Genomic DNA, 20,432 nt, shown 5'->3' with positions numbered 1-20,432 from the left:
CACTACGAGCCGGTAATTGGCGCGGCCTGCCCTGCGTCAGATGGGTGCGCACCCTTCGGAACGTAGCCTGACAGGTCGTCCCTTAGCGGGATACGAAAGAGGTCCGCGCTTCGCCTGTCTTCTATCCCGGCTATCCCGGCCGCGAAATTAGAGTCCGCCGATCTCGCGGAGCCCCCCAGCTCAACCGCGCGCTGGGCTGACCGCCAAAAACGTAGTTAGAACCAGCTCATATACAGGCAGAATCCAACCCACCCGATAACGGCGGCGATGGCCGCAATGTTCAAGTCTCGTTGTGACATTCACTTACGGCCTCGCTGACGGCCTGCCGGACGCTCTGCGCGCGGATCTCGGCTCCCACGATCTGACCGCCGCAGATTAACTCTCGCGATTTGGTGCCCATGGCCGATCATTAAAGCGCCACCGGCTCGGCCTCGCAATCCACGAGAGCTAGGGGTAATCACGCCGGACCGCTTCTTCTTGGTCAAGCCAACCGTCGCTACCGTCCGGAAAAAGTTACAATCGCTGGAACTCCCGGCACGGCGAGGCGTCGAATCCTCACTTCCGGCCGATGTCCCCAGGCCGGAAGAAGACCTGCCAAAGGTGGCGGCACCAGGTCGAATTCCTGGGGCCGTTTAGAGTTCGCTGGATGGTGGAATGGCCCTGCACTTCAGCCGCGTTGCTCCCGCGACAGTGGAGCTAGAGATTTGGAGCGCGAGTGAACTCGGCTACTCATTTGTAATCAGCAATGAGAGTAGGAATGGCCCTGGGCTCCATGGGCAGCCCGGCTTTGTAGCTTCTTGGCGCCCCATCAATTTCAACAGGACGGCCATCAGGTTGGGCGGATCACCCTTTAAGACGTTCGCCGAAGCCCAGAATGCCTGTGAGGCCATGCTCGCGCACCTGACCCAATAACTTCGGATCTGGTGTAGCCCTTGCCAGCCCAGCCGCGTCACTGGCTACCGGGCTAAGCGAACACAAGTTGCCATGCAACCTCACGACATTTAATTTGGGAAATTAAAAGCTCCACACTTGACTACCTATATAATATCTGAAAAGGTTCTATTAAATAAAATTGATATTAAAAACGAGGCGTCTTACTATGAGCAGGACATTTAAATTATTGGCCGCAGGTTTGCTCGCCGGTCTCGTGCATTCACCGGCAAATGCAGCGCTCGTGAGCTTCACCGGTGACGGCAATTTTTCCAGCATCTCGAATTGCAACGGCGGCAGCCCCGGCTGCTCCATCACCAATAACAACAACGTGCTCAAAATGTCTGGCGCGGCGAATAACAACAAGCCGAGCACGCTGACCATCACCGATATCACCGGCAACATCACGACAAACAAGGACGATTACGTCATCGGCAAGATCACCTGGGTGAATCTTGCGACCTACAACACCGACCAGAACTTCAACGTCAAATACACTTTCACCCTGAACTTCACCTCGCCGGGCAGCTCATCTGATTTTCAGGAGTTCAACCTGAACATCCAGCAGACGACCAACCCGTCGCCTGACAACGTGTTCAACATCAGCCAGACGCTGCTCAACAACCTTGGTCCGTTCACCCTCAATGGCGTTACGGTGTCCGACATCCACTTCGCTGAATATGGTGATGGATGGTACGACAAATACACCGGCAAATGGACGAACCCCGAGGGCAAGACGTCGACGCTCAAAATCCTGGCGGACTTCACCTTCGAAACAGCCGCGCCTCCGGTCCCGGAACCCTCGACCTGGGCGATGATGATCCTCGGTTTTGCGGGCGTCGGCTTCATGGCCTATCGCCGCAAGCGCAGCGGCAGCGCGCTCACCGCAGCCTGATCGCTCGCGGAAGGCAATTGGAAAGCCGCCCTGCTCCGGGCGGCTTTTTCTTTGTCGGCTCTTCCTATTGCGCCGCAATGGCAGCAATAAACAGCGCGCAGGCCAGCGTGGACGCGACAGTCCGGACGTGGTTCCAAAACGTCCAGTCCGTCAGATAGCGCGCCCACAGCGAAGCGGCCTCCCGGCTTGCGGGATCGGCCGCGGCAAGCGCGTTGTTCAGCGGCACGTTGAAGGTCATCGTGACGACGAACATGCCGAGCACGTAGAGCACGCCGCCGGCCAGCATCGCTATTGCGCCCGGCTCACCCCAGCGCAACAGCGCCATCACCGCCAGCGCGGCGCTCGTTGCCGTCGTTGCCAGAAACACCGGCAGGAACAGCGACTGCACGATGACGACATTAATCGCATTCATCGCGGCGACGCCGGCGGCCTGTCCGATGCGGCCGAACGCCGTCATGATGAAGGTCGAGAACGCGAAATAGAGCCCGGCGAGCATGCCGCAGCCGATGGCAGAGAACCACAGCAAGCCGGTGATCAACATCTGCAGCATGATCAAGTCCTCCACACACCGGTCGCGGCGGTCCGGCTTGCATAGTCGGAAAAGTCCCGCGCCGGACGGCCGAGCGCCTGCTCGACGCCATGCGCGACATCAGAATTGCGGCCGTCGAGCACGACGGTAAATAGTTCCAGCATCAGCTCGATGACGTCGTCAGGCACATGGGGCCGCATGGCGGCGGCAAACTCCTGCGGTGCGACCTGCCGGTACTGCACCGGCCGCCCCGCGGCCTGGGCGATCTCGGCAACCGCTTGTGCAAACGTCAGCGCGCGCGGTCCCGTCACCTCATAGAGCTTGCCGGCATGGCGCGGGTCAGTCAGCGCCGCGACCACGACCTCGGCGATGTCGTCGGCGTCGATGAACGGTTCGGGCACGGCGCCCGCCGGCAGTGCGATCTCGCCGGCCAGCACCCCGTCGAGCAGATAGCCTTCGGAAAAGTTCTGGTTGAACCAGCTTGCGCGCACGATGGTCCAGGGCACGCCGGACTGCTGCAGCGCCGCCTCCGCCCGCTGCGCGCCAGGCTCGCCGCGACCCGACAATAGGACGACGCGCTCGAGACCGTTCTCGCGCGCCAGCCGGCCGACCTCCGCGATCGCCTCGCCGGCGCCTTCGACCGAAAGATCCGGCTGATAGGTGACATAGGCCATCGCGGCGCCAGAAAGCGCGGCCGGCCATGTCTCGGGCCGGGTCCAGTCGAACGGCACAGGCGTCGAGCGCGACACCGCCCGGGTCGGGATGCCGCGCGCCTGCAGCAGCGCATTGACGCGCGCACCGGTCTTGCCCGCGCCGCCGATGATCAGAATCGGGAGTTCCGACATGAGAAATCCTTTCAGGAGACAACACGAGAATATCTCGTATTTGCCAAACCCGATAAACTCTCGTATTATTAACGTCAAGTCGCTTTTATGTGAGAGGGCCGATGCCGCGGGCGAAAGCTGGACAGAAAACAACAGCTGAGGCTGCGCCTGCGTTGGCACGCCTGATCCCGACCCAGCAGCGCAGCCGCGAGCGGTTCGAAAAAATCCTCGCATGTGCTGCGGAGCTGATGGCGGAGAAAGGCAGCGAAGCCTTCCGCATGAGCGACGTCGTCGAACGCAGCGGTGTGCCGTTCGGCTCGCTCTATCAGTACTTTCCGGACAAGACGGCGATCATCGGCACGCTGGCGGAGCGCTACAACGCGGTCGGCCGCGACTGCGTCCGGCGCGACCTCGCCGTGGTCAGGGCTGCCCGCGATCTGCATCCGGCCTTATGCCGCATTACCGACAGCTACTACCGGATGTTCATGGACGTGCCTGTCATGCGCGACATCTGGCAGGCGACGCAGGCCGACCGCGCCCTGCAGAAACTTGACGAGGAAGACGGCGCCTATCTCGCCGGGCTGCTCGGCGAGGCGCTGCGGCGGATCGCGCCCGACGCGCCCGCATCCGCGCTGGCCTCGTTTTCCCAACTGATGATGACGCTGATCGCTGCGACCGTCCGCCACGCCATCACGCAGGACGCGAAGGAAGCCGCCCGCATCCTCGCTCTGTTCAAGCGAATGCTGCCGAAGAGTCTCGTCGCGCTGGAGGCGTGAGGCGCACCCTCACCGCTCGAACACCGCCGCGCAGGCCGAACTCAAGCTCGCCTTTTGCCGGCGCAGGCAGGCGGTGATCGCCCGCGCATTGGGAATTTCGCCGGCGCAAAGCCGATAGACGTCCGGCGTACAGGCCCTGCGCTGTTCCGGCGTGCCCTGCTGGGCATGGACCGAGCCGCTCGCCATCAACACCAGCAGGAAACCGAGCGTCGAAGCCCGGCGGGAACGACGGAAGAGTGCTGCACCTCGCGCAAACCTTGCCTTCATGACCGCGCCTCCTGGATTGCACCGCCCTGATAAGGCAGGCGTCATCCAGCCGGATACGCGACCTAAATTTTGCAAAATGTGATTCTTCTCACACGCGCCTCACGTGCGAACAGCCTAGGGTTCGCGCGGGGAACTCAACATTTCATTAACCAGCCTTGCCGCGGCCGCCGAATCGTTAAAATTCGAGCGATCTGCTCAATCTGGAAACAAACTTGTTTTGCGACCGTCGCCCTCTGGAACCCCGGAGCGCGCGATGAGCGAAGTTGAATACGATTTGCTGCTGGAAGCCGTTCAGACGGCCATCGCGCCAGCACCGGAGGATGATTTCGTGGTCCAGACTCAGCCCTCTTATCCGGCGCCGCGCGCCGCCAACGACAACCGGACCCTCTGGCCGCTGGTTCCGTTCCCCGAGGGCTGGCAGGCCGCCTACTGACCGCCCGCTGCCTTGCGGCGGCCTCTCGTATAATCGGTCTAAGTCATTGATTATATGGATGGAGGCCACGACCAGAATTGAACTGGTGTACACGGTTTTGCAGACCGTTGCGTAACCACTCCGCCACGTGGCCCCATCGGGGCGGATCAATACAGGCGATCAATCACTTAGGCAACCTGCCTCTACGCCTCTCCCAAAGTTCTGAAACTCTGATCCGTCGCATTTTTAAAACTCGCGGGCGGTCTGGCGTGGCACCGTCCACAAGATCAGGTTCAGTGGCATCCTAAACTAAACCTGTGGCCTGCTACCGGCTGCTCGCGAAGGAGCGCGAGTGGGCTAATTAATCGGCACCTGCGCACTTGAAGGCGAGCGGCCGGTTAGGCCTCAGCGTTCCCAATCTAGTCAGCCGAATAAACCAATGTCTGATTGAGAACAGACGAAGTCTGGTTTCTGTAGCTCTCACGCTGACTTAGCTGGATGAGGGCCAATGCCACGCTACTACTTCGACTTTCGAGACGGAGACGATCTATCATTTGATGAAGAAGGAATGGAGCTATCGAGCATCGCGTCTGTCCAGGAAGAGGCCGCGAAAACCTTGGCAGAAATGGCCCGGGATTCAGTGCGCTCCCCAAAATACGATGGCAGCAAAAACCGTCGAATGGCGGTCGAGGTCAGAAACGAGGGTGGCCCTGTCCTGCAAGTGACATTCACATTCGAGGTCGCCAGGTACCTGAGCTGATTGCCTGAACGAGAGAAGGGCCTCAAGCGGCGCCGCCGAGCCCCTCCTTGGGCTGAGGTAAACCGCCCGCCCTCGCTTGCGCAGCGCAACGCACCTCAGTCGGCGGAGGTATCGCCGAGGCGATTGTTCCTAAGCCCAAGCTTGGCAGTCCTTGCGCGGATGCCTCCGACGGTGCGCTTCATTTCCAGCGCAATGGCCCTCGGCGGCTTGCCGCTGCCGATCAACAATCGCAGCAGCGCATCGTCTTCCGCGGTCCATTCAGCGCCGCTCAGTTGGAAGCGCTCCTCGCGGCTCGCTTCCCTGGTTGGCGCAGCAAACCGCTGCCAACCCAGCGTCTCCCGGAAAATGACGACGAAAGCAATCCAGAGAACGATGGCGCGTCCCTCCGACAGGGCGGCCGCTTTGAGATGTTCTGCGCCGAAGGTCGCCGGCCGCAAGGTGTCCAGAGCGGGCCAGATGTCGCCGGCGATCAAATTGATGAAATAGACATACAGCGACACGAACGGGCCGGAGATAATGGCGCCGATGGCCGCGACCAGCCAAACCGGCAGTCTTCCCTGAACGCGCTTGCTCACCAATTGGGTGGCGAGGCCGGCCAGCCACCAGGGAACAAGGGCGAGCGAGAGAACATAGGCGGTCGCGCCGGCACCTCCCATGATGGCCGCATACCGCCCAAGCACGGCCGACAACATCGCCAGCACGGACGGAACGACGCAGAAGAAGACGAGATCGATCCAGGCCCGCTTCGACAGGCGCAACTGCGCAGCCAATTCCATCCCGGTGCTCCCGCTTGCATCAACGTTAGTCATAGTGGGAGCGAAAGAAGGGAGCAACTCTCAGACCCTTCAATTGCCGACCCGCTCTATTGCCTGGAGCCGCCGCCGTCCGCTGTCGTGATCCAGCGAGCGGCGCAATTGCTCCTCCAGTTCGTCCAGCAGGAAGAAGCTGACGTCGTCGACGGAGCCGCGCCCCTTGGCGAAGGGCTGTTCGAGCAGCCGGATCAGGTACAGCACGTAGACGAACATATAGGTGATGAACCCAAACAACAGGGCGGCCGCCGGATCGCCTTCCGTCTTCAGGAGAAGCAGCAGGATGATGATGGACAACACCAGCGTCTGCACTAGCACGTGCACCGACGGCACGAACTCGACGCGCTGTATGGTGTAGATCCGTAGCAGCGCGCGGCGGATCGCATCCTGGTTGGCGCGGAGGCGAACGACGAAATTCGCGGCCATGCCCATGCCCTCCAGCCTTCCGAGGATAGGCGTCAGCCTGCCAAGCTCGGCGAGCACGGGGGAAATGTTCTTGTGGTCGTAGGCGTGGCCAAGGCCGTCACGCAGCTTTCCGATCACTCCGAGGAGGACCAGCCGCGCTTCCCTGAGATTGAAGCGCTCGTTGGTCGGCGCGAAGCATTCCAGATCGCCGTCGATTGCTTCGATCGCGGTGCGCAGCACCGTCGGAATTTGCTCGGCTTCCTTGTAGTCCTTGAGAATGCTCGACAGCAGGAAGCCGATGATGAAGATGGCGCCGCCGATGCCGCTCGTCACCAGGCCGTTGAGATCGAGGAACTCGAACTCGAAATAGTGAACCATCGCCTTGACGCTACCCAGCACCAGCACGACGGCACCGACCGTGAAGAACAGGCGAAATTTCTTCCGGAGGCTGAGTTCGCTGCCACCGAAAGGAAGATGCGAAGAGATCGTAGATGGCAAAGCGTGAATATCCTTTCCCTGGAGAACGAAAGCGGACGGTTCCGTTCGTGCCAATCCAGCATTTGCGAGGCGAATCCATCGACTTCGAAGGCGGTTTTCCACCGCTTCGTCATCTCAAGCTCTGCAGGTCGGTGCTGAAAACGGCCGTGCCCAGCCGCTGGATTACAGATGCATATGGCCCCAGATAATCATTAAGCCCGCAAATGGCTCCCGGTTTCCGGTCGCGGCGTTTGGCGACATATCGCCACAATGGCGCGTTGGGCGCAGCCTCAGGCCGCCGTGGGCGGCTTGTTTTGATCGGCGGGGGCAGCCGGTACGCCGTTAGAATATCCAGCTAATGGCCGCGACGACGAATGGCGCGGCCACCAGCAGGACCGGCCAAAGCCGGAACATCAGGCCGCGAGACTACTGCCCGCCGCGATTTTCTTTTTGAGCGCTTCACAGACGGTACGGACTTCGGACGTCATCAAGGAGCAATCCTCGATCTGCAGGAAGTAGCGCTTGCCTTCCTCGCGATAGTTCGCCGCCAACTCCCTGATCTCGGTCACCATGGCGTGAACGCCCGCCACCATCGCCTCGCATTTCTTGGCGGCCTCGGACAGTTCAGCGCCGAGCGCTTCGATCTCTTTCACTGCCGCGTCGTATTCGCGGACCACGGCTTCGGCCGATAGTTTGCCGACCTGATTAACCCCTTCCCTGTGCTCGACGTAGTCGGGCATCGGGCCCTTCGGCAACGGATGATCGTAGCCCTCAGACGCTCCCCCGTTCACCGGGCCTCGGCGGGTTCTATGGATGATGTTGCCGATTTCCCCTTCAAGTTCATCAGCGTCGAGTAATGGAGAACGCGTGAGAATTTCTGTGCTTAAAGTCATCGACTATCGCTCCAAATTGTTACGCGGAGGGTGACGAACTTAGCATCGTCAAGAGCGGTGTCACCATTGTCCACAGCCGTTTCTGGGCAAACAAGGGGTAGCTATGTCTTAAATCCGACATTGGAACCAGGCTCATCGTAGACCCAGCACTGCGAGTATCACGACGCCATAGCGCGCGATGCGCGAAGAGACACGAGCCTGCGCCAACAATCCCTTCGAACGCCGTCGTTAGCCCCGTTTCCGCCGTCGCCAATCCCGCTTCTTCGGCTTCGGCGCGACCTCCGGCATCTCCGCCTGCACCTCGCGATACCGCGCAAGCATCCGATCGAAGCTGGCGTTGAGCGCCTCGGCGATCTCGGGCCGCTTCTCGAGCTTGGCCAGCAGCAGACCTGCGGCTTCGATGGTGGAAAGACCGTCGCGGCGCGGCTCCTTGCGCAGCTTGCCGTAACGCGACGGGCGCTTCGGCCCAAGAATGACGCGCTGGCACTTCAGCATCCACGCATTGCGCCACCACAGCGCCTTGGCCTGGCTCCAGGTTCCGTCTAGCAGCACGACGCCCTCGATATCTCCGAGGATGGCGCGCTGGTGCGGCTCGATTTCGCCCTTGCGGTTGATCGCGACGATCTCGGCATCGGTATCGAGGTCAGCGACCTTGGCCGAGCCGAGATAAAGCACGGCCCAGCGCGAAGGATCGTGAACCGTCCGTCCCAACGCCTTGGATAGGCTCGGCCAGGACAGGCCGATTTTGACCACCGCATCCTCGAAATGCTGCGCCGTCAGTCGCGCAGTGCCGAGCGTCCTGTCCTGCTCCTGCGGATGTTGCAGGATCAGCAGCGAGATCCTGCTTTGAATCGGGGTCACGCTGTCGCAGATGCAGAGCGGCAGCGGCTTGCCGCAACGCGAACAGTCCGGAACGGCCTCCACGGCGGCGGCGGTCTGGGAATTGGATGGGTCTGACATCCGCCCGCTATACGCCGTCCGTGGCCGGGTGTTCAACTATTCGGCGGGGGCTGCCACCGCGGCCGGCCGGGATCGCTGCCGCAGCCGGTCGATCAGCAGGTAGATCACCGGCGTCGTATACAGCGTCAGTATCTGGGAGACGAACAAGCCGCCGATGATGGTGATGCCGAGCGGCCGGCGCAGCTCGGTGCCGGGGCCGGTGGCGATGACCAGCGGAATGCCGGCAAACAGCGCCGCCATCGTCGTCATCAAAATCGGGCGGAAGCGGGCGCGGCAGGCCTCGAAGATCGCGTCCGCCGAGGACAGGCCGCGGTTGCGCTCGGCATCGAGCGCGAAATCGACCATCATGATCCCGTTCTTCTTGACGATGCCGATCAGGAGGATGATGCCGACGAAGGCGATCACGGTGAGCGGCGTGTTGGTCACCTGCAGTGCCAGCAGCGCCCCTAAACCGGCAGACGGCAAGGTCGAGATGATCGTGATCGGATGGGCCAGGCTCTCATAGAGCACGCCGAGCACGATATACATCGCCACCAGCGCGCCGAGGATCAATAGCGGCTGGCGTCCGCTGGTCTTGTTGAAGTCGCCGGCGTTGCCGTCAAAACTGCCGCGAATGCCTTCCGGCATATGCAGTTCATCGACCGCACGCTGGATGTTTGTGGTCGCGACCTCCAGCGGCACGCCAGGCAGCAGATTGAACGAGACCGTGGTCGAGGGGAACGATTGCGAGTGATACACAGCGAGCGCCGACAGGCCGCGCTGGTAGCGCACCACGGCCGATAGCGGCACCTGGGCGTCGTTGGCGCCGGCCACGAAAATGCGCTCCAGATTTGACGGATCCGCCTGGAATTTCGGATCGATCTCCAACACCACCATGTACTGGTTGCGCTGGGTATAGATGATCGAAATCTGCCGCTGCGCGAATGCATTGTTGAGGGCATTGTCGATGTCCTGGACGCGAACGCCCAGGCTCGAGGCGGCCTTGCGGTCGATCACCAGCGACAATTGCAATCCGCCGGGATCGCGGTCACTGGAAATGTCGGTGATGCCCTCCACCGTTTCCATGCGCTTGGCGACGATGGGAGCCCATTTCTGCAAGAGGTCGAGGTTGGTGCTCGACAGCGTATATTGATAGTCGGAATCGCTCTGCCGGCCGCCGGTGCGGATGTCCTGCGCCGCGAACATGAACAAGCGGATGCCGGCCACCCGGTAAAGATTGCGTCGCAGGCGATCGATCACCTGCGCCGTCGACACGCCTTCCCGCTCCTCCGGCGGCTTCAGGCTGATGAACATGGTGCCTCGGTTGGAGCCGCCGCCGCCCGGCCCGGCGCTGCCGCCAAGCGAGGAGCCGACGCCAGCGACCGCCGGATCGGCCATCACGATGTCAGCCAGTTGCTGCTGCAGGCCCAGCATCGCCTGGAACGAGGTATCCGCAGAAGCGCGCGTGGAGCCGATGACGAGCCCGCTGTCGTCGGTCGGAAAATAGCCCTTCGGGGTCTTGATGTAGAGCACCACCGTCAGCGCGATAGTGGCAAAGAACACGAGCAAGGTCAGAAACGGGAAGTTCAATACCGCGCGCAGGGTCCGGGCATAGAAGGCGACGATGCGCGACAGCGTGCCCTCGACCAGGCGGTCGAACCAGGTCGCGCGGTCGGAAGTCGCTTCCTTGATGTAATGCGCGCAGATCATCGGCGTGACCGTGAGCGAGACCACGGTCGAGACCACGATGGCAAAGGTTAGCGTCAGCGAGAACTCACGCAGCAGCCGGCCGACGATGCCGTCCATGAAGATCAGCGGCGTAAACGCCGCAATCAGGGACAGGCTGATCGACAGCACGGTAAAGCCGATCTGTTTCGCGCCTTCCAGCGCTGCCGGATACGGCGCCATGCCCTGTTCGAGGTTGCGGTACATGTTCTCGATCATGACGATGGCATCGTCGACCACGAAGCCGACGGAGATTGCCAGCGCCATCAGCGACAGATTGTCGATCGAGAAGCCGGCGAGCCACATCCCGGCGCAGGTGCCGGCCAGCGCCAAGGGCACCGAGACGCCGGCTGCGATGGTCGGCGTCAGTCGACGCAGGAAGGCGAATACGACCACCATCACCAGAAAAGCCGTCGCCAGCAGCGTGAACTGCATGTCGAGTACGCTGGCGCGGATGGTGCCGGTGCGGTCGACCAGCGTGGAAATCTCCACCCCGCCAGGCAGCCACTGCTTCAGTTCGGGAATGAGCGCCCTCACCCGATCGACGGTGTCGATCACATTGGCATCGCCCTGCTTGGTGATCTGGATCAACACGGCCGGCTGCTTGTTGAACCAGGCGATCGAGCGGCTGTTGCGGACGGAATCCTCGACGTCAGCGACGTCGGCAAGGCGAACGAAATTGCCGCCCGCGCTCTTGATGATGATGTCGCGGAATTCGATCGCGGTGCGCATCTGCCGGTTGGTCGAGATCGTCTCACTCTGGCGGCCGCCGTTGAAGATCCCGACCGGTCCGAGCGGATTGGCGTTGATGATCGCCTGACGAACGTCGTCGGTGGCGATATCAGCATTCGACAGCGCCACAGGATTTAGCGCGATCCGCACCGCCGGCTGATCGGCGCCAGAGACCGTGACCTCGCCGACACCCGGCACCTGCGAGATGCGTTGCGCGATCACGGTGTCGGCGACGTCATACATCGCGCTCGTCGTCAGCGTCTTCGAGGTCAGCGCCAGCACGAACACCGGGGCGGCTGCGGGATTGGATTTGCGGAATCGCGGCAGCGACGGCAGGTCGCTCGGCAGATCCGCCAGCGAGGCATTGATCGCGGCCTGCACATCACGCGCGGCGCGGTCGATGTCGCGGCCGATCGAGAATTGCAGCTGGATGCTGGTGGTGCCGAGCGAACTGGTCGACGTGATCTGGTCGAGGCCCGCGATCTGGCCGAGCCGACGTTCCAGCGGCGCTGCAACGGTCGAGGCCATGACGGAAGGATCGGCCCCGGGACGCGTGGCGGACACCCGGATCATCGGGAAATCGACGTTCGGAACTGATGACACCGGCAGGAAGACGTAGGCGACGATGCCGACCAGGAAGAGCCCAATCGCCAGCAGCGTGGTGCCCACCGGCCGCCGGATGAAGGGCTCCGAGATCGATGCCATCTATTGCATCCCCTCGGTGGCGCCGGCGACCGTGGGTCCGGGCGGCCCTGGGTCCGGCACTGCCTTCTCGATTTTGCGATTGATCCGGTCGAGCGCCAGATAGATCACCGGCGTCGTATAGAGCGTCAGCAACTGGCTCAGCAGCAGACCGCCGATGATGGAGATGCCGAGCGGAAAGCGCAATTCGGCGCCGGTGCCGCTTTCGATGGCCAGCGGCAACGCGCCGAACAACGCGGCCAGCGTCGTCATCATGATCGGGCGGAAGCGCAACAGGCAGGCCTGCACGATCGCCTCGGAAGGCGACATGCCCTGATGCCGCTCCGCCTCCAGCGCGAAGTCGATCATCATGATCGCGTTCTTCTTGACGATGCCCATCAACAGAATGATGCCGATCAGGCCGATCACCGACAGGTCCTGTCCGAACAGCATCAGCGCCAGAATGGCGCCGACGCCCGCGGAGGGCAGCGTCGAGAGAATGGTGATCGGGTGGATGTAGCTCTCGTAGAGCACGCCCAGCACGATGTAGATGGTGACGATCGCCGCCAGGATGAGCCAGGGCTGGCCGGCCAGCGACTTGGAGAATTCGGCCGCATCGCCTGCATAGACGCCGACGATGCTGCCGGGCATGCCGATCCTGGTCTCGATCTTCTTGACCGCCTCGACGGCATCGCCAAGCGCCTCGCCGGGTGCAAGGTTGAAGCTGAGCGAGACGGCCGGAAACTGCGCCAGATGCGAAATCGCCAGCGGCGCCGTGGTGCGAGTCAGCGTCGCTACCGCCGACAGCGGCACCTGGGCGTTGGGCGCGCCGACGGTGGCACTCGCGGCCCCCGGCAGATAGAGTTTTGAGAGGATCGAGGGATCGCGCTGGTACATCGGCATCGCCTCCAGCACTACGCGGTACTGGTTGGCCTGGCCGTAAATCGTCGAAATCTGCCGCTGCGCGAAGGCGTCGTTGAGGGTGTCGTTGACCGCCTGGATGCTGACGCCGAGCTGGCCGGCGCGTTGACGATCGATGTTGAGCGCGGCGCGCAGGCCGCCTTCCTGCGCTTCCGAGGAGACGTCGCGGAACAGAGGGTCCCTGCGCATTTCGGCAATGAGCTTCTGCGACCACAGCGACACTTCCGCCGCATCGGTGCCGGTCAGCGTGTACTGGTACTGCGAGCGGCTCGACTGGGTCGAGATCTGCACGTCCTGCACCGGCTGGAAGTAGATCGTCATGCCGGGGATCGAGGCGGTTCGCTGCTTCAGCCGGTCGACCACGGCCGAAATGTCATCCTCCCGCTCGCCGCGCGGCCTCAGCGTCATCACCAGCCGCCCGACATTGGTGGTCGGGTTGACGGACCCTGCGCCGATGACGGAAACCACGCCGACCACCTCCGGATCTGCCTGGATCGCGGCGGCAGCCGCCGCCTGACGGCTCTGCATCTCGGCAAAGGAAACATCGGGGCCGGCCTCGGTCACCGCGGTAATCGACGCGGTGTCCTGCAGCGGCAGGAAGCCCTTCGGCGCGACCACATACATCAGAAGCGTCGCGATAATGGTGGCAAAGGTCACCATCAGCGTCGCGCGCTGGCGCTGCAGCACCCACAGCAGCGTGCGATGGTAGAAGGCGACCATGCGGTCGATGAAGCGGCTGACGGCGGCAAGGCCTGGCACCGTCATCTCCTCCCCGACATGCTTCAGGAGCCGCGAACACATCATCGGCGTCAGCGTCAGCGACACGATCGCCGAGGTCACGACCGCGATCGTCAGCGTCAGCGCAAACTCGCGGAACATGCGCCCGACCAGCCCGGACATGAACAGAAGCGGGATGAAGACCGCGATCAGCGACACCGTCAGCGAGATCACGGTGAAGCCGATTTCGCTGGCGCCCTTCAGCGACGCCTCCATCACGGACTCGCCGTTTTCCATGTGGCGGACGATGTTCTCGATCATCACGATGGCATCGTCGACCACGAAGCCGGTGCCGATCGTCAGCGCCATCAGCGACAGATTGTCGAGGCTGAAACCGCAGAAATACATGATGCCGAAGCTCGTGATCAGCGACAGCGGCAGCGCCACGCCCGCGATCAGGGTGGCGCGCAGCGACCGCAGGAACAACAGCACCACCAAAGTCACCAGCACCACGCTCAGGATCAGCGTGAACTGCACGTCGCGGACGGACGCGCGAATGGTGACGGTCCGGTCGGAGACGATGTTCAGATTGACGCCGGCCGGGATCGCGCGCTGTACCTTGGGGATTTCCTCGCGGATCTGCCGGACCACCTCGATCACGTTGGCGCCGGGCTGCCGCTGGATGTCGATGATCACGGCCGGCGTGCCCTGATACCAGCCGCCGGTCCGGTCGTTTTCCAGCCCGTCGATGATGATGGCGACGTCGCCGATGGTGACCGGAGAGCCGTTGCGATAGGCAATGATGATCGGCTTGTAGGCTTCGGCCGCCGCGATCTGGTCGTTGGCAGCGATGGTGTAGGCCTGCTGCGCGCCGTCGAGCGATCCCTTCGGCCCCGACACGTTGGCGCCCGCGATGGCGTTGCGCAGATCCTCCATCGAGATGCCGTAGGCGGCGAGCCGCGCCAGATCGGCCTGCACCCGCACCGCAGGCTTCAGTCCGCCGAGGATGGCGACGCGCCCGACACCGGAAATCTGGCTGAGCCGCTGGCCGAGAATGGTGTCGGCGATATCGCTCATCGCACGCAGCGAAATCGTCTCCGACGTCAGCGCGAGCGTCAGGACCGGCGCGTCGGCCGGGTTCACCTTGGCGTAGGTCGGCGGATACGGCAGGTTTTTCGGCAGGATTCCAGCGGCGGCGTTGATCGCCGCCTGCACGTCCTGGGTGGCGCCGTCGATGTCGCGGTTGAGGTCGAATTGCAGCGAGATCTGGCTGACGCCGTACGAAGAGGTCGACTGCATCGACGACAACGACGGGATCTGCCCGAGCTGGCGCTCCAGCGGCGCCGTGATCAGGGACGCGACCACATCGGGACTCGCGCCCGGCAGTTGCGTCGTCACCTGCACGGTCGGGAAATCGACCTGCGGCAGCGCCGATACCGGCAGCGCCCAATAGCCGAGCGCGCCGCCGATCATCAGCGCAATCCCCAACAGCGAGGTTGCGATCGGCCGGCGGATGAACGGTTCGGAGACGCTCATGGTTGCGTACTCATGGCTTTGCGAAGACGATCAAGGCTGCGACTTCGCCGCGCCGCCCGATTGCTCGCCTCGCGCTGGTCCGGTTTGTCCCTTCTGGTCGCCCTCGCCGCGCTCGCGTTTGCCGCGGTGCTCGCCGTCCTTGGCTTGACCACCTTCCTTGCCCGGACCCGCCTTGGCATCAGGGCTGCGGCTGCGCTTGCGCGGCGCCAGATCGGCGGTCGGCGCCCGGTCGTCGGTGCCGATCAGGACTTTGGCGCCGTCGGACAGGTTGGCAAAGCCGGTGGTCACGACGCGGTCGGAGGTCGAAAGCCCGCTCGCGATCACCGCGTCGTTCTCGTTCTGCTGCGTCACCACGATCGCCTTGGCGGTCGCAATGTCGCCCGGTCCGATCACATAGCTGAACGTGCCGGCGGGACCGCGCTGCACCGCCGAGGTCGGTACCACGATCGCCTTCTCCAGCGTTTCGACCTTCAGCCGAACATTGACGAACTGCCCGGGCCAGAGCTGGAATTTGGCGTTCGGAAACTCGGCCTTCAGCTTCAGCGTGCCCGTGGTCGGATCGACCTGGTTGTCGATACCCTTGAGCGTACCTGTATCGACGACCGTCACGCCGTCATTGCCGAACACGTCCACCGCCAGCACGCCCTTGGCCGCAGCGGCATTGACCCGCACGATCTGCTGCTGCGGCAGGCTGAACTGCACCGCGATCGGCTGCAATTGGGTGATGATGACGAGGCCGGTGACATCAGAAGCACGGATGATGTTGCCCTGGTCGACCTGGCGCAGGCCGGCGCGCCCCGTCAGCGGCGCGATGACCTTGGTATAGCCGAGCATCGCCTTGGCATTGTCGATTGCAGCCTGGTCGGCCTGCACCAGCGCTTCCTGCTGGGCGACCACCGCGCGCTGCGTATCGGCTTGCTGCTTGGAGCCGGCATTCGACGCGGCAAGCTGCTGATAGCGCGCCAGATCGAGCTTCTGGTTGGCAAGCAGCGCTTCATCCTGCGCCTTCTTGGCGACCGCCTGATCGTACTGCGCCTGATAGATCACGGGGTCGATCTCGGCCAGCACGTCGCCCTGCCTGACGTCCTGGCCTTCGACGAAATTCACCTTGATCAGCTTGCCGTCGACCTGGGCACGCACCGTCACCGTGTTCAGCGCGCGGACCGAGCCCACCGCGTCGAGATAGACCGGGACATCCTGCGTCCGCGGCGTCGCCGCCAGCACCGGGACCGGGAGGTCGGGGCGTGCGCCGGGGCCGTTGCGCCCCGTCTGCTTCTGCTGAAAGGCGTTCCACCCGAGATAGCCGAGGCCGCCGAGGATCAGCAGCGTGATGGTCAGCGATACCATCCGACGGCCAATGCCCCGCGCCACGCGCTTGCCGGCCGTCTTCGCCTTGTCGTCCACTTCCGGCTTAAAGAGCATCGACCGGCCTTTCCATCCTAGGCTCCCAGCCGCCCCCCAGCGCCTGATAGAGGCTGACGATCGCCTGCAGCCGGGCCAGTTGGGCCTGCCACAGCAAATCCTCCGCCTGGAATAACGTCGTCTGCGTATTTAGCACAGTTACGATATCGGCGGTTCCAGCCCGCAACTGCTGCTCGGCAAGCTGGAAGGCCCGCCGCGATGCCGCCACCACTTCGCGCTGCAGCCGCAGCCTCTCCGTGGTCTGGCGGATCGAGTACAGGGCATTATCGACATCGGCAAAGGCCTGCACCACGGTCTTGCGATAGATCTGCAGCAACTCGTCCTGCCGCGCCTTGGTGAACTCGAAATTGCCGAGGATCCTGCCGCCGTCGAAGATCGGCTGGGTCAGGCTGCCGACCATGCTGAAGAAGGCGGCTTGCGGCTGAAACAGCGATGATAGCGCCGAGCTTTGATAGCCGCCCTGCCCGGTCAATTGGATGCTTGGAAAGAACTGCGCGCGGGCATTGCCGACATTGGCGGTCGCCGAGGCAAGCTGCGCTTCCTGTCGGCGGATGTCAGGGCGCTGCGTCAGCAGCTCCGACGGCAGGCCGGGCGTGACCCGCGGCGAACCGATCTGGTTGAGTGACCCGCCCTTGACGCGAACGGATTCCGGCGGCCGCGACACCAGCGTTGCCAGCGCGTTGATGTTCTGATCGAGCGTCTGTTTCAGCGGTGGCACCTGCGCGCGCTGGTTGGCGACCACACTCTCCTGCTGCGCGACGTCGAGGTCGGTGCCGGTCCCGGCTTTGAAGCGGTCGCGGATGGCGTTGAGGATGCGCTCGGCGCTGGCGATGTTCTGCTGCGCGGTCCGAAGCCGGTCCTGAGCGGTTAGCACCTGGAAATAGGCGTTGGCCACCGTCGTCAGCGTGGTCAACGCGACGACGTCGCGATCGAAGCGATTGGCGATTGCGGTCTCTTCCGCGGCTTGCGCGGCGTCCCGGTTCTTGCCCCAGAAATCGAGTTCATAACTGGCGCTGAGCGAGGCCGAGAAGTTGACCACCTCGCGGCCGCCAATGCTCAGGCCGCTGGCGCTGGAGCCGGAGGTGCGGGAATAGGCTTCCTGACCGGTGCCGCTGAGCGTAGGCAACAGTGCCGCGCCCGCGATCCGCGCCTGCGCGTCTGCCTGCTGGAACCGCGCGGTGGCGGCTGCGATGTCCAGATTGACGGTCTGCGCCTCCTCCATCAGGTTCGTCAGCTCCCGCGAACGGAAGCCACGCCACCAGTCGAGCGTCGGCGGCGCATCCTTGGCCTTCGAAAGCCGGGCCGCCTTGTAGCCATCGGGGATGTCAAGCGCGGGATCGGGAAGGTCCTTGGTCAGGATGCAGCCGGCGGAACTGGCTACCAGGCCGAGCACCGCAAGCGATCGCGCCAGCCGTTTGCCGCCGGGGACGAGAGCAGACCAGCCTTCCATCGCCGCAGTTGCAGTTCGCTGGGTCACACCCGTTCTCCACCGGGCAAATCCCGGCCCGACGCACGGCGAGCGCTTCTCCTGGTGGCCTGCAACTTCACGGGGGTGATGCTTCCGTTAGAACTGAGCGGATATTAGCCTTGCGGCCGGGATGCGGACAGTCCCGCGAGCCCTTCGCCAATGCTCTGCGCGGACGCGAAAAAACAGCCGGCAAAGCGCTCATCTCCCTTATTTTATAGGGTTTCGGACGATGTTGGGGCTCCACAGGACATCGAAATCTTACGAAGATTTCATGGGGTTTTTCCCCCGCCTGTGGCCGATTTGAAACCCTGGAACAGCCCCCCTGTATCTCGCCTCGTGTAACGGAGGGCAAAAAATGCGGGTCGCGGTGGTGGGTAAGGGAATCAGCGGCAACGCAGCGGGTCGCCTCCTACTTCTGGATGCTCCGCGATATCTTCACCTTCAACCAGCGGAGCATCGAGGATTACGCCGCAGACAGAATGGCCGGGCTCGGTCTATTTCTGCTAATCGCGCGAGCGGCGATCCGGTGCTTCTGATCTACGAGGTGCGCGCAACACCTTCGGCGACATCGATCCCTACATCCATCCGGTGATGTCAGGCGATGTCAGATATGCCGGCGTGCGGCAGCGGCAGGACAAACTGTTCTACATCTCGTCCTCGATATGGCGATGCGCACATTTTCGCTCGCTGCGTGTGCAATTGCGAATTCTGGAAACCTGCCGCAAAGGACCCTGCTCGCTGCAACCTTCAATGGTCGTCGCCGCATGCTCAACACCAAAGAGTTGCTGCGTGCGTTGTTCGCTCTGCCGCTCGTTACATTCAAGGTCATGGCGGCGATACACTGGGAGGCGCTGCGGCTCTGGCTCAAGGCTGGTCCCGCGGCAGGATGCCGCCTTCAAAACCGGCTTGGCGAGCGGGAACGGCAACGCTTATACTTCGCCAGCGTTGTCCGCCCATGCCAAAGACTGAGCAGGACCGATCGGCCATGCGAAGTCGGGGCAAACCGACGTTCGATGGATCGCACATGTCCGAGTTGATTTCGGTCACATCGGAAACCGTAGATGCAACGTTTCCGGAATTGCCCCGCATGGTCCGGCTGGCGCTGGGCTTCGGTTCAAAGCTGCAACATGGCACGCTCGACGTGACGCTGGCCGACGGCCGCATGGTGCGGCTGGGCGGCAACGGGCCGGGTCCGGCCGCGGCGATGAAGATCTACGATTACGGCTTTGCCTCGCGGCTCTTGCGCGGCGGCGACATCGGCATTGCGGAAGCCTATCTGCGCGGCGAATGGGACACGCCCGACCTCACGCAATTCCTCTATCTGTTCTGCGTCAACCAGGACTGGATGCAGACGATGCTGGTCGCCAACCCGCTGGCGCGCACGCTGCAGTTCATTAGGCATTGGCTCAACCGCAATACGCGGCGACAGGCCCGACGCAACATCTATGCGCATTACGACATCGGCAACGCCTTCTACTCGGCGTGGCTCGATCCGAGCATGACCTATTCGTCGGCCTTGTTCGAGGACGACACGCCCGACCTGACGGCCGCGCAACACAACAAGTACCGGCGGCTCGCCGAGGCCATCGATCTGCGGCCGGGCCAGAAGCTGTTGGAGATCGGCTGCGGCTGGGGCGGCTTTGCCGAATACGCCGCCAGGACGTTCGGCGCCAAGGTCGTAGGCCTCACCATCAGCAAGGAGCAGCGCGATTTCGCACAAGCGCGGATTCACAATGCCGGGCTCAGCGACAAGGTTGAGATCAAGCTCAGGGATTATCGCGACGAACGCGACCGCTACGACCGGATCGCCTCGATCGAGATGATCGAGGCGGTCGGCGAACAATTCTGGCCGAACTATTTTTCACAGTTGCGCGACCGCCTGCTGCCCGGAGGACTCGCCGGCATCCAGGCCATCACCATCCAGGACAGCCTGTTCCAGACCTATCGCCGCGAAGTCGACTTCATCCAGCGTTACGTCTTCCCGGGTGGCATGCTGCCCTCGCCGCAGATCCTGAAAAACCTGGGCGAGCGTTTCGGCGTTCCCGTCATCCGCGAGCGCATCTTTGGGCAAGATTATGCCAAGACGCTTGCGATCTGGCGAAACAATTTCCGCGCGGCGTGGCCGAACCTGACGCCATCGGGTTTCGACGATCGCTTCCGGCGGCTCTGGGAATATTACCTCGCATATTGCGAGGCCGGTTTCCTGTCGGGAAATATCGACGTGCGCCAGGTGGTATTTGCGAAATCGGGCTGACCTGACCCGCCGCAACGCTGGCTTGTGCGGCTGGCGGCCCTCCAGTAGGGTCGCTCAACG

The 20,432-nt window shown here is 62.9% G+C and carries 17 protein-coding genes and 1 tRNA gene; 6 read left to right on the top strand and 12 right to left on the bottom strand.

The window, feature by feature from the left end; all coding sequences use genetic code 11:
* Positions 1–1,099 precede the first annotated feature (1,099 nt).
* On the top strand, positions 1,100–1,825 hold the full coding sequence (locus tag AC0QUY_RS14180) for a choice-of-anchor K domain-containing protein (RefSeq protein ID WP_475387292.1): 726 nt from the start codon (positions 1,100–1,102) through the stop codon (positions 1,823–1,825).
* A gap of 64 nt (positions 1,826–1,889) precedes the next feature.
* Here the strand turns inward: AC0QUY_RS14180 and AC0QUY_RS14175 are convergent, their stop codons facing one another.
* Positions 1,890–2,375 carry an anthrone oxygenase family protein gene (locus AC0QUY_RS14175; RefSeq protein WP_475387291.1) on the bottom strand — a complete coding sequence of 162 codons (486 nt, stop codon included), beginning with the start codon at positions 2,373–2,375 and terminating at the stop codon, positions 1,890–1,892.
* A gap of 2 nt (positions 2,376–2,377) precedes the next feature.
* Complete coding sequence (locus tag AC0QUY_RS14170; RefSeq protein ID WP_475387290.1) at positions 2,378–3,199, bottom strand: NmrA family NAD(P)-binding protein; 822 nt, start codon at positions 3,197–3,199, stop codon at positions 2,378–2,380.
* 101 nt (positions 3,200–3,300) lie between these two features.
* Between AC0QUY_RS14170 and AC0QUY_RS14165 the strand changes: the two genes are divergently transcribed.
* A complete protein-coding gene (locus tag AC0QUY_RS14165) occupies positions 3,301–3,954 on the top strand; it encodes a TetR/AcrR family transcriptional regulator (RefSeq protein WP_475387289.1) in 654 nt (217 codons plus the stop codon).
* A 9-nt stretch (positions 3,955–3,963) separates the two neighbouring features.
* Here the strand turns inward: AC0QUY_RS14165 and AC0QUY_RS14160 are convergent, their stop codons facing one another.
* Complete coding sequence (locus tag AC0QUY_RS14160) at positions 3,964–4,221, bottom strand: hypothetical protein (RefSeq protein ID WP_475387288.1); 258 nt, start codon at positions 4,219–4,221, stop codon at positions 3,964–3,966.
* Positions 4,222–4,474: 253 nt separating this feature from the next.
* Here AC0QUY_RS14160 and AC0QUY_RS14155 point away from each other — a divergent pair, with 253 nt between their 5' ends.
* Complete coding sequence (locus AC0QUY_RS14155; protein WP_475387287.1) at positions 4,475–4,654, top strand: hypothetical protein; 180 nt, start codon at positions 4,475–4,477, stop codon at positions 4,652–4,654.
* A gap of 59 nt (positions 4,655–4,713) precedes the next feature.
* Here the strand turns inward: AC0QUY_RS14155 and AC0QUY_RS14150 are convergent.
* Positions 4,714–4,787 (bottom strand) — tRNA-Cys (locus AC0QUY_RS14150).
* Between the two features lie 354 nt (positions 4,788–5,141).
* On the opposite strand from AC0QUY_RS14150, the gene AC0QUY_RS14145 reads away from it, so the two are divergent.
* Positions 5,142–5,393 carry a DUF6894 family protein gene (locus tag AC0QUY_RS14145; RefSeq protein WP_475387286.1) on the top strand — a complete coding sequence of 84 codons (252 nt, stop codon included), beginning with the start codon at positions 5,142–5,144 and terminating at the stop codon, positions 5,391–5,393.
* Between the two features lie 95 nt (positions 5,394–5,488).
* Here the strand turns inward: AC0QUY_RS14145 and AC0QUY_RS14140 are convergent, their stop codons facing one another.
* The 8 genes from AC0QUY_RS14140 to AC0QUY_RS14105 all read right to left on the bottom strand — a co-directional run bounded on the left by AC0QUY_RS14140 (position 5,489) and on the right by AC0QUY_RS14105 (position 18,100).
* Entirely contained in the window at positions 5,489–6,169 is a 681-nt protein-coding gene (locus AC0QUY_RS14140; protein ID WP_475387285.1) for a hypothetical protein, read from the bottom strand.
* A 69-nt stretch (positions 6,170–6,238) separates the two neighbouring features.
* Positions 6,239–7,105, bottom strand: a complete 867-nt coding sequence (locus AC0QUY_RS14135) for a hypothetical protein (RefSeq protein ID WP_475387284.1) — start codon at positions 7,103–7,105, stop codon at positions 6,239–6,241.
* Between the two features lie 392 nt (positions 7,106–7,497).
* Positions 7,498–7,824: a hypothetical protein gene (locus AC0QUY_RS14130; RefSeq protein WP_475387283.1), complete on the bottom strand. Its 327-nt coding sequence runs from the start codon at positions 7,822–7,824 to the stop codon at positions 7,498–7,500.
* 381 nt (positions 7,825–8,205) lie between these two features.
* Positions 8,206–8,937 (bottom strand): tRNA-uridine aminocarboxypropyltransferase, encoded by a 732-nt coding sequence (locus tag AC0QUY_RS14125; protein ID WP_475387282.1) that lies wholly within the window; start codon positions 8,935–8,937, stop codon positions 8,206–8,208.
* A gap of 36 nt (positions 8,938–8,973) precedes the next feature.
* The gene (locus tag AC0QUY_RS14120; RefSeq protein ID WP_475387281.1) at positions 8,974–12,078 is read right to left on the bottom strand and encodes an efflux RND transporter permease subunit; all 3,105 of its coding nucleotides are present in this window, start codon (positions 12,076–12,078) and stop codon (positions 8,974–8,976) included.
* A complete protein-coding gene (locus tag AC0QUY_RS14115) occupies positions 12,079–15,228 on the bottom strand; it encodes an efflux RND transporter permease subunit (protein WP_475387280.1) in 3,150 nt (1,049 codons plus the stop codon).
* A 30-nt stretch (positions 15,229–15,258) separates the two neighbouring features.
* Positions 15,259–16,650: an efflux RND transporter periplasmic adaptor subunit gene (locus AC0QUY_RS14110; RefSeq protein WP_475387279.1), complete on the bottom strand. Its 1,392-nt coding sequence runs from the start codon at positions 16,648–16,650 to the stop codon at positions 15,259–15,261.
* On the bottom strand, positions 16,640–18,100 hold the full coding sequence (locus AC0QUY_RS14105) for an efflux transporter outer membrane subunit (protein ID WP_475387393.1): 1,461 nt from the start codon (positions 18,098–18,100) through the stop codon (positions 16,640–16,642). The genes AC0QUY_RS14110 and AC0QUY_RS14105 overlap by 11 nt, the downstream gene beginning before the upstream one ends.
* Positions 18,101–18,780: 680 nt before the next feature.
* On the opposite strand from AC0QUY_RS14105, the gene AC0QUY_RS14100 reads away from it, so the two are divergent.
* A complete protein-coding gene (locus AC0QUY_RS14100) occupies positions 18,781–19,155 on the top strand; it encodes a DUF1365 family protein (protein WP_475387278.1) in 375 nt (124 codons plus the stop codon).
* Positions 19,143–20,372 (top strand): SAM-dependent methyltransferase, encoded by a 1,230-nt coding sequence (locus AC0QUY_RS14095; RefSeq protein WP_161854549.1) that lies wholly within the window; start codon positions 19,143–19,145, stop codon positions 20,370–20,372. The genes AC0QUY_RS14100 and AC0QUY_RS14095 overlap by 13 nt, the downstream gene beginning before the upstream one ends.
* Positions 20,373–20,432: the final 60 nt, after the last annotated feature.

This window comes from Bradyrhizobium sp. WYCCWR15520, from assembly GCF_056174665.1.
The sequence above is the reverse complement of the archived record's forward strand: the minus strand, read 5'-3'. Positions and strand labels throughout refer to the sequence as shown.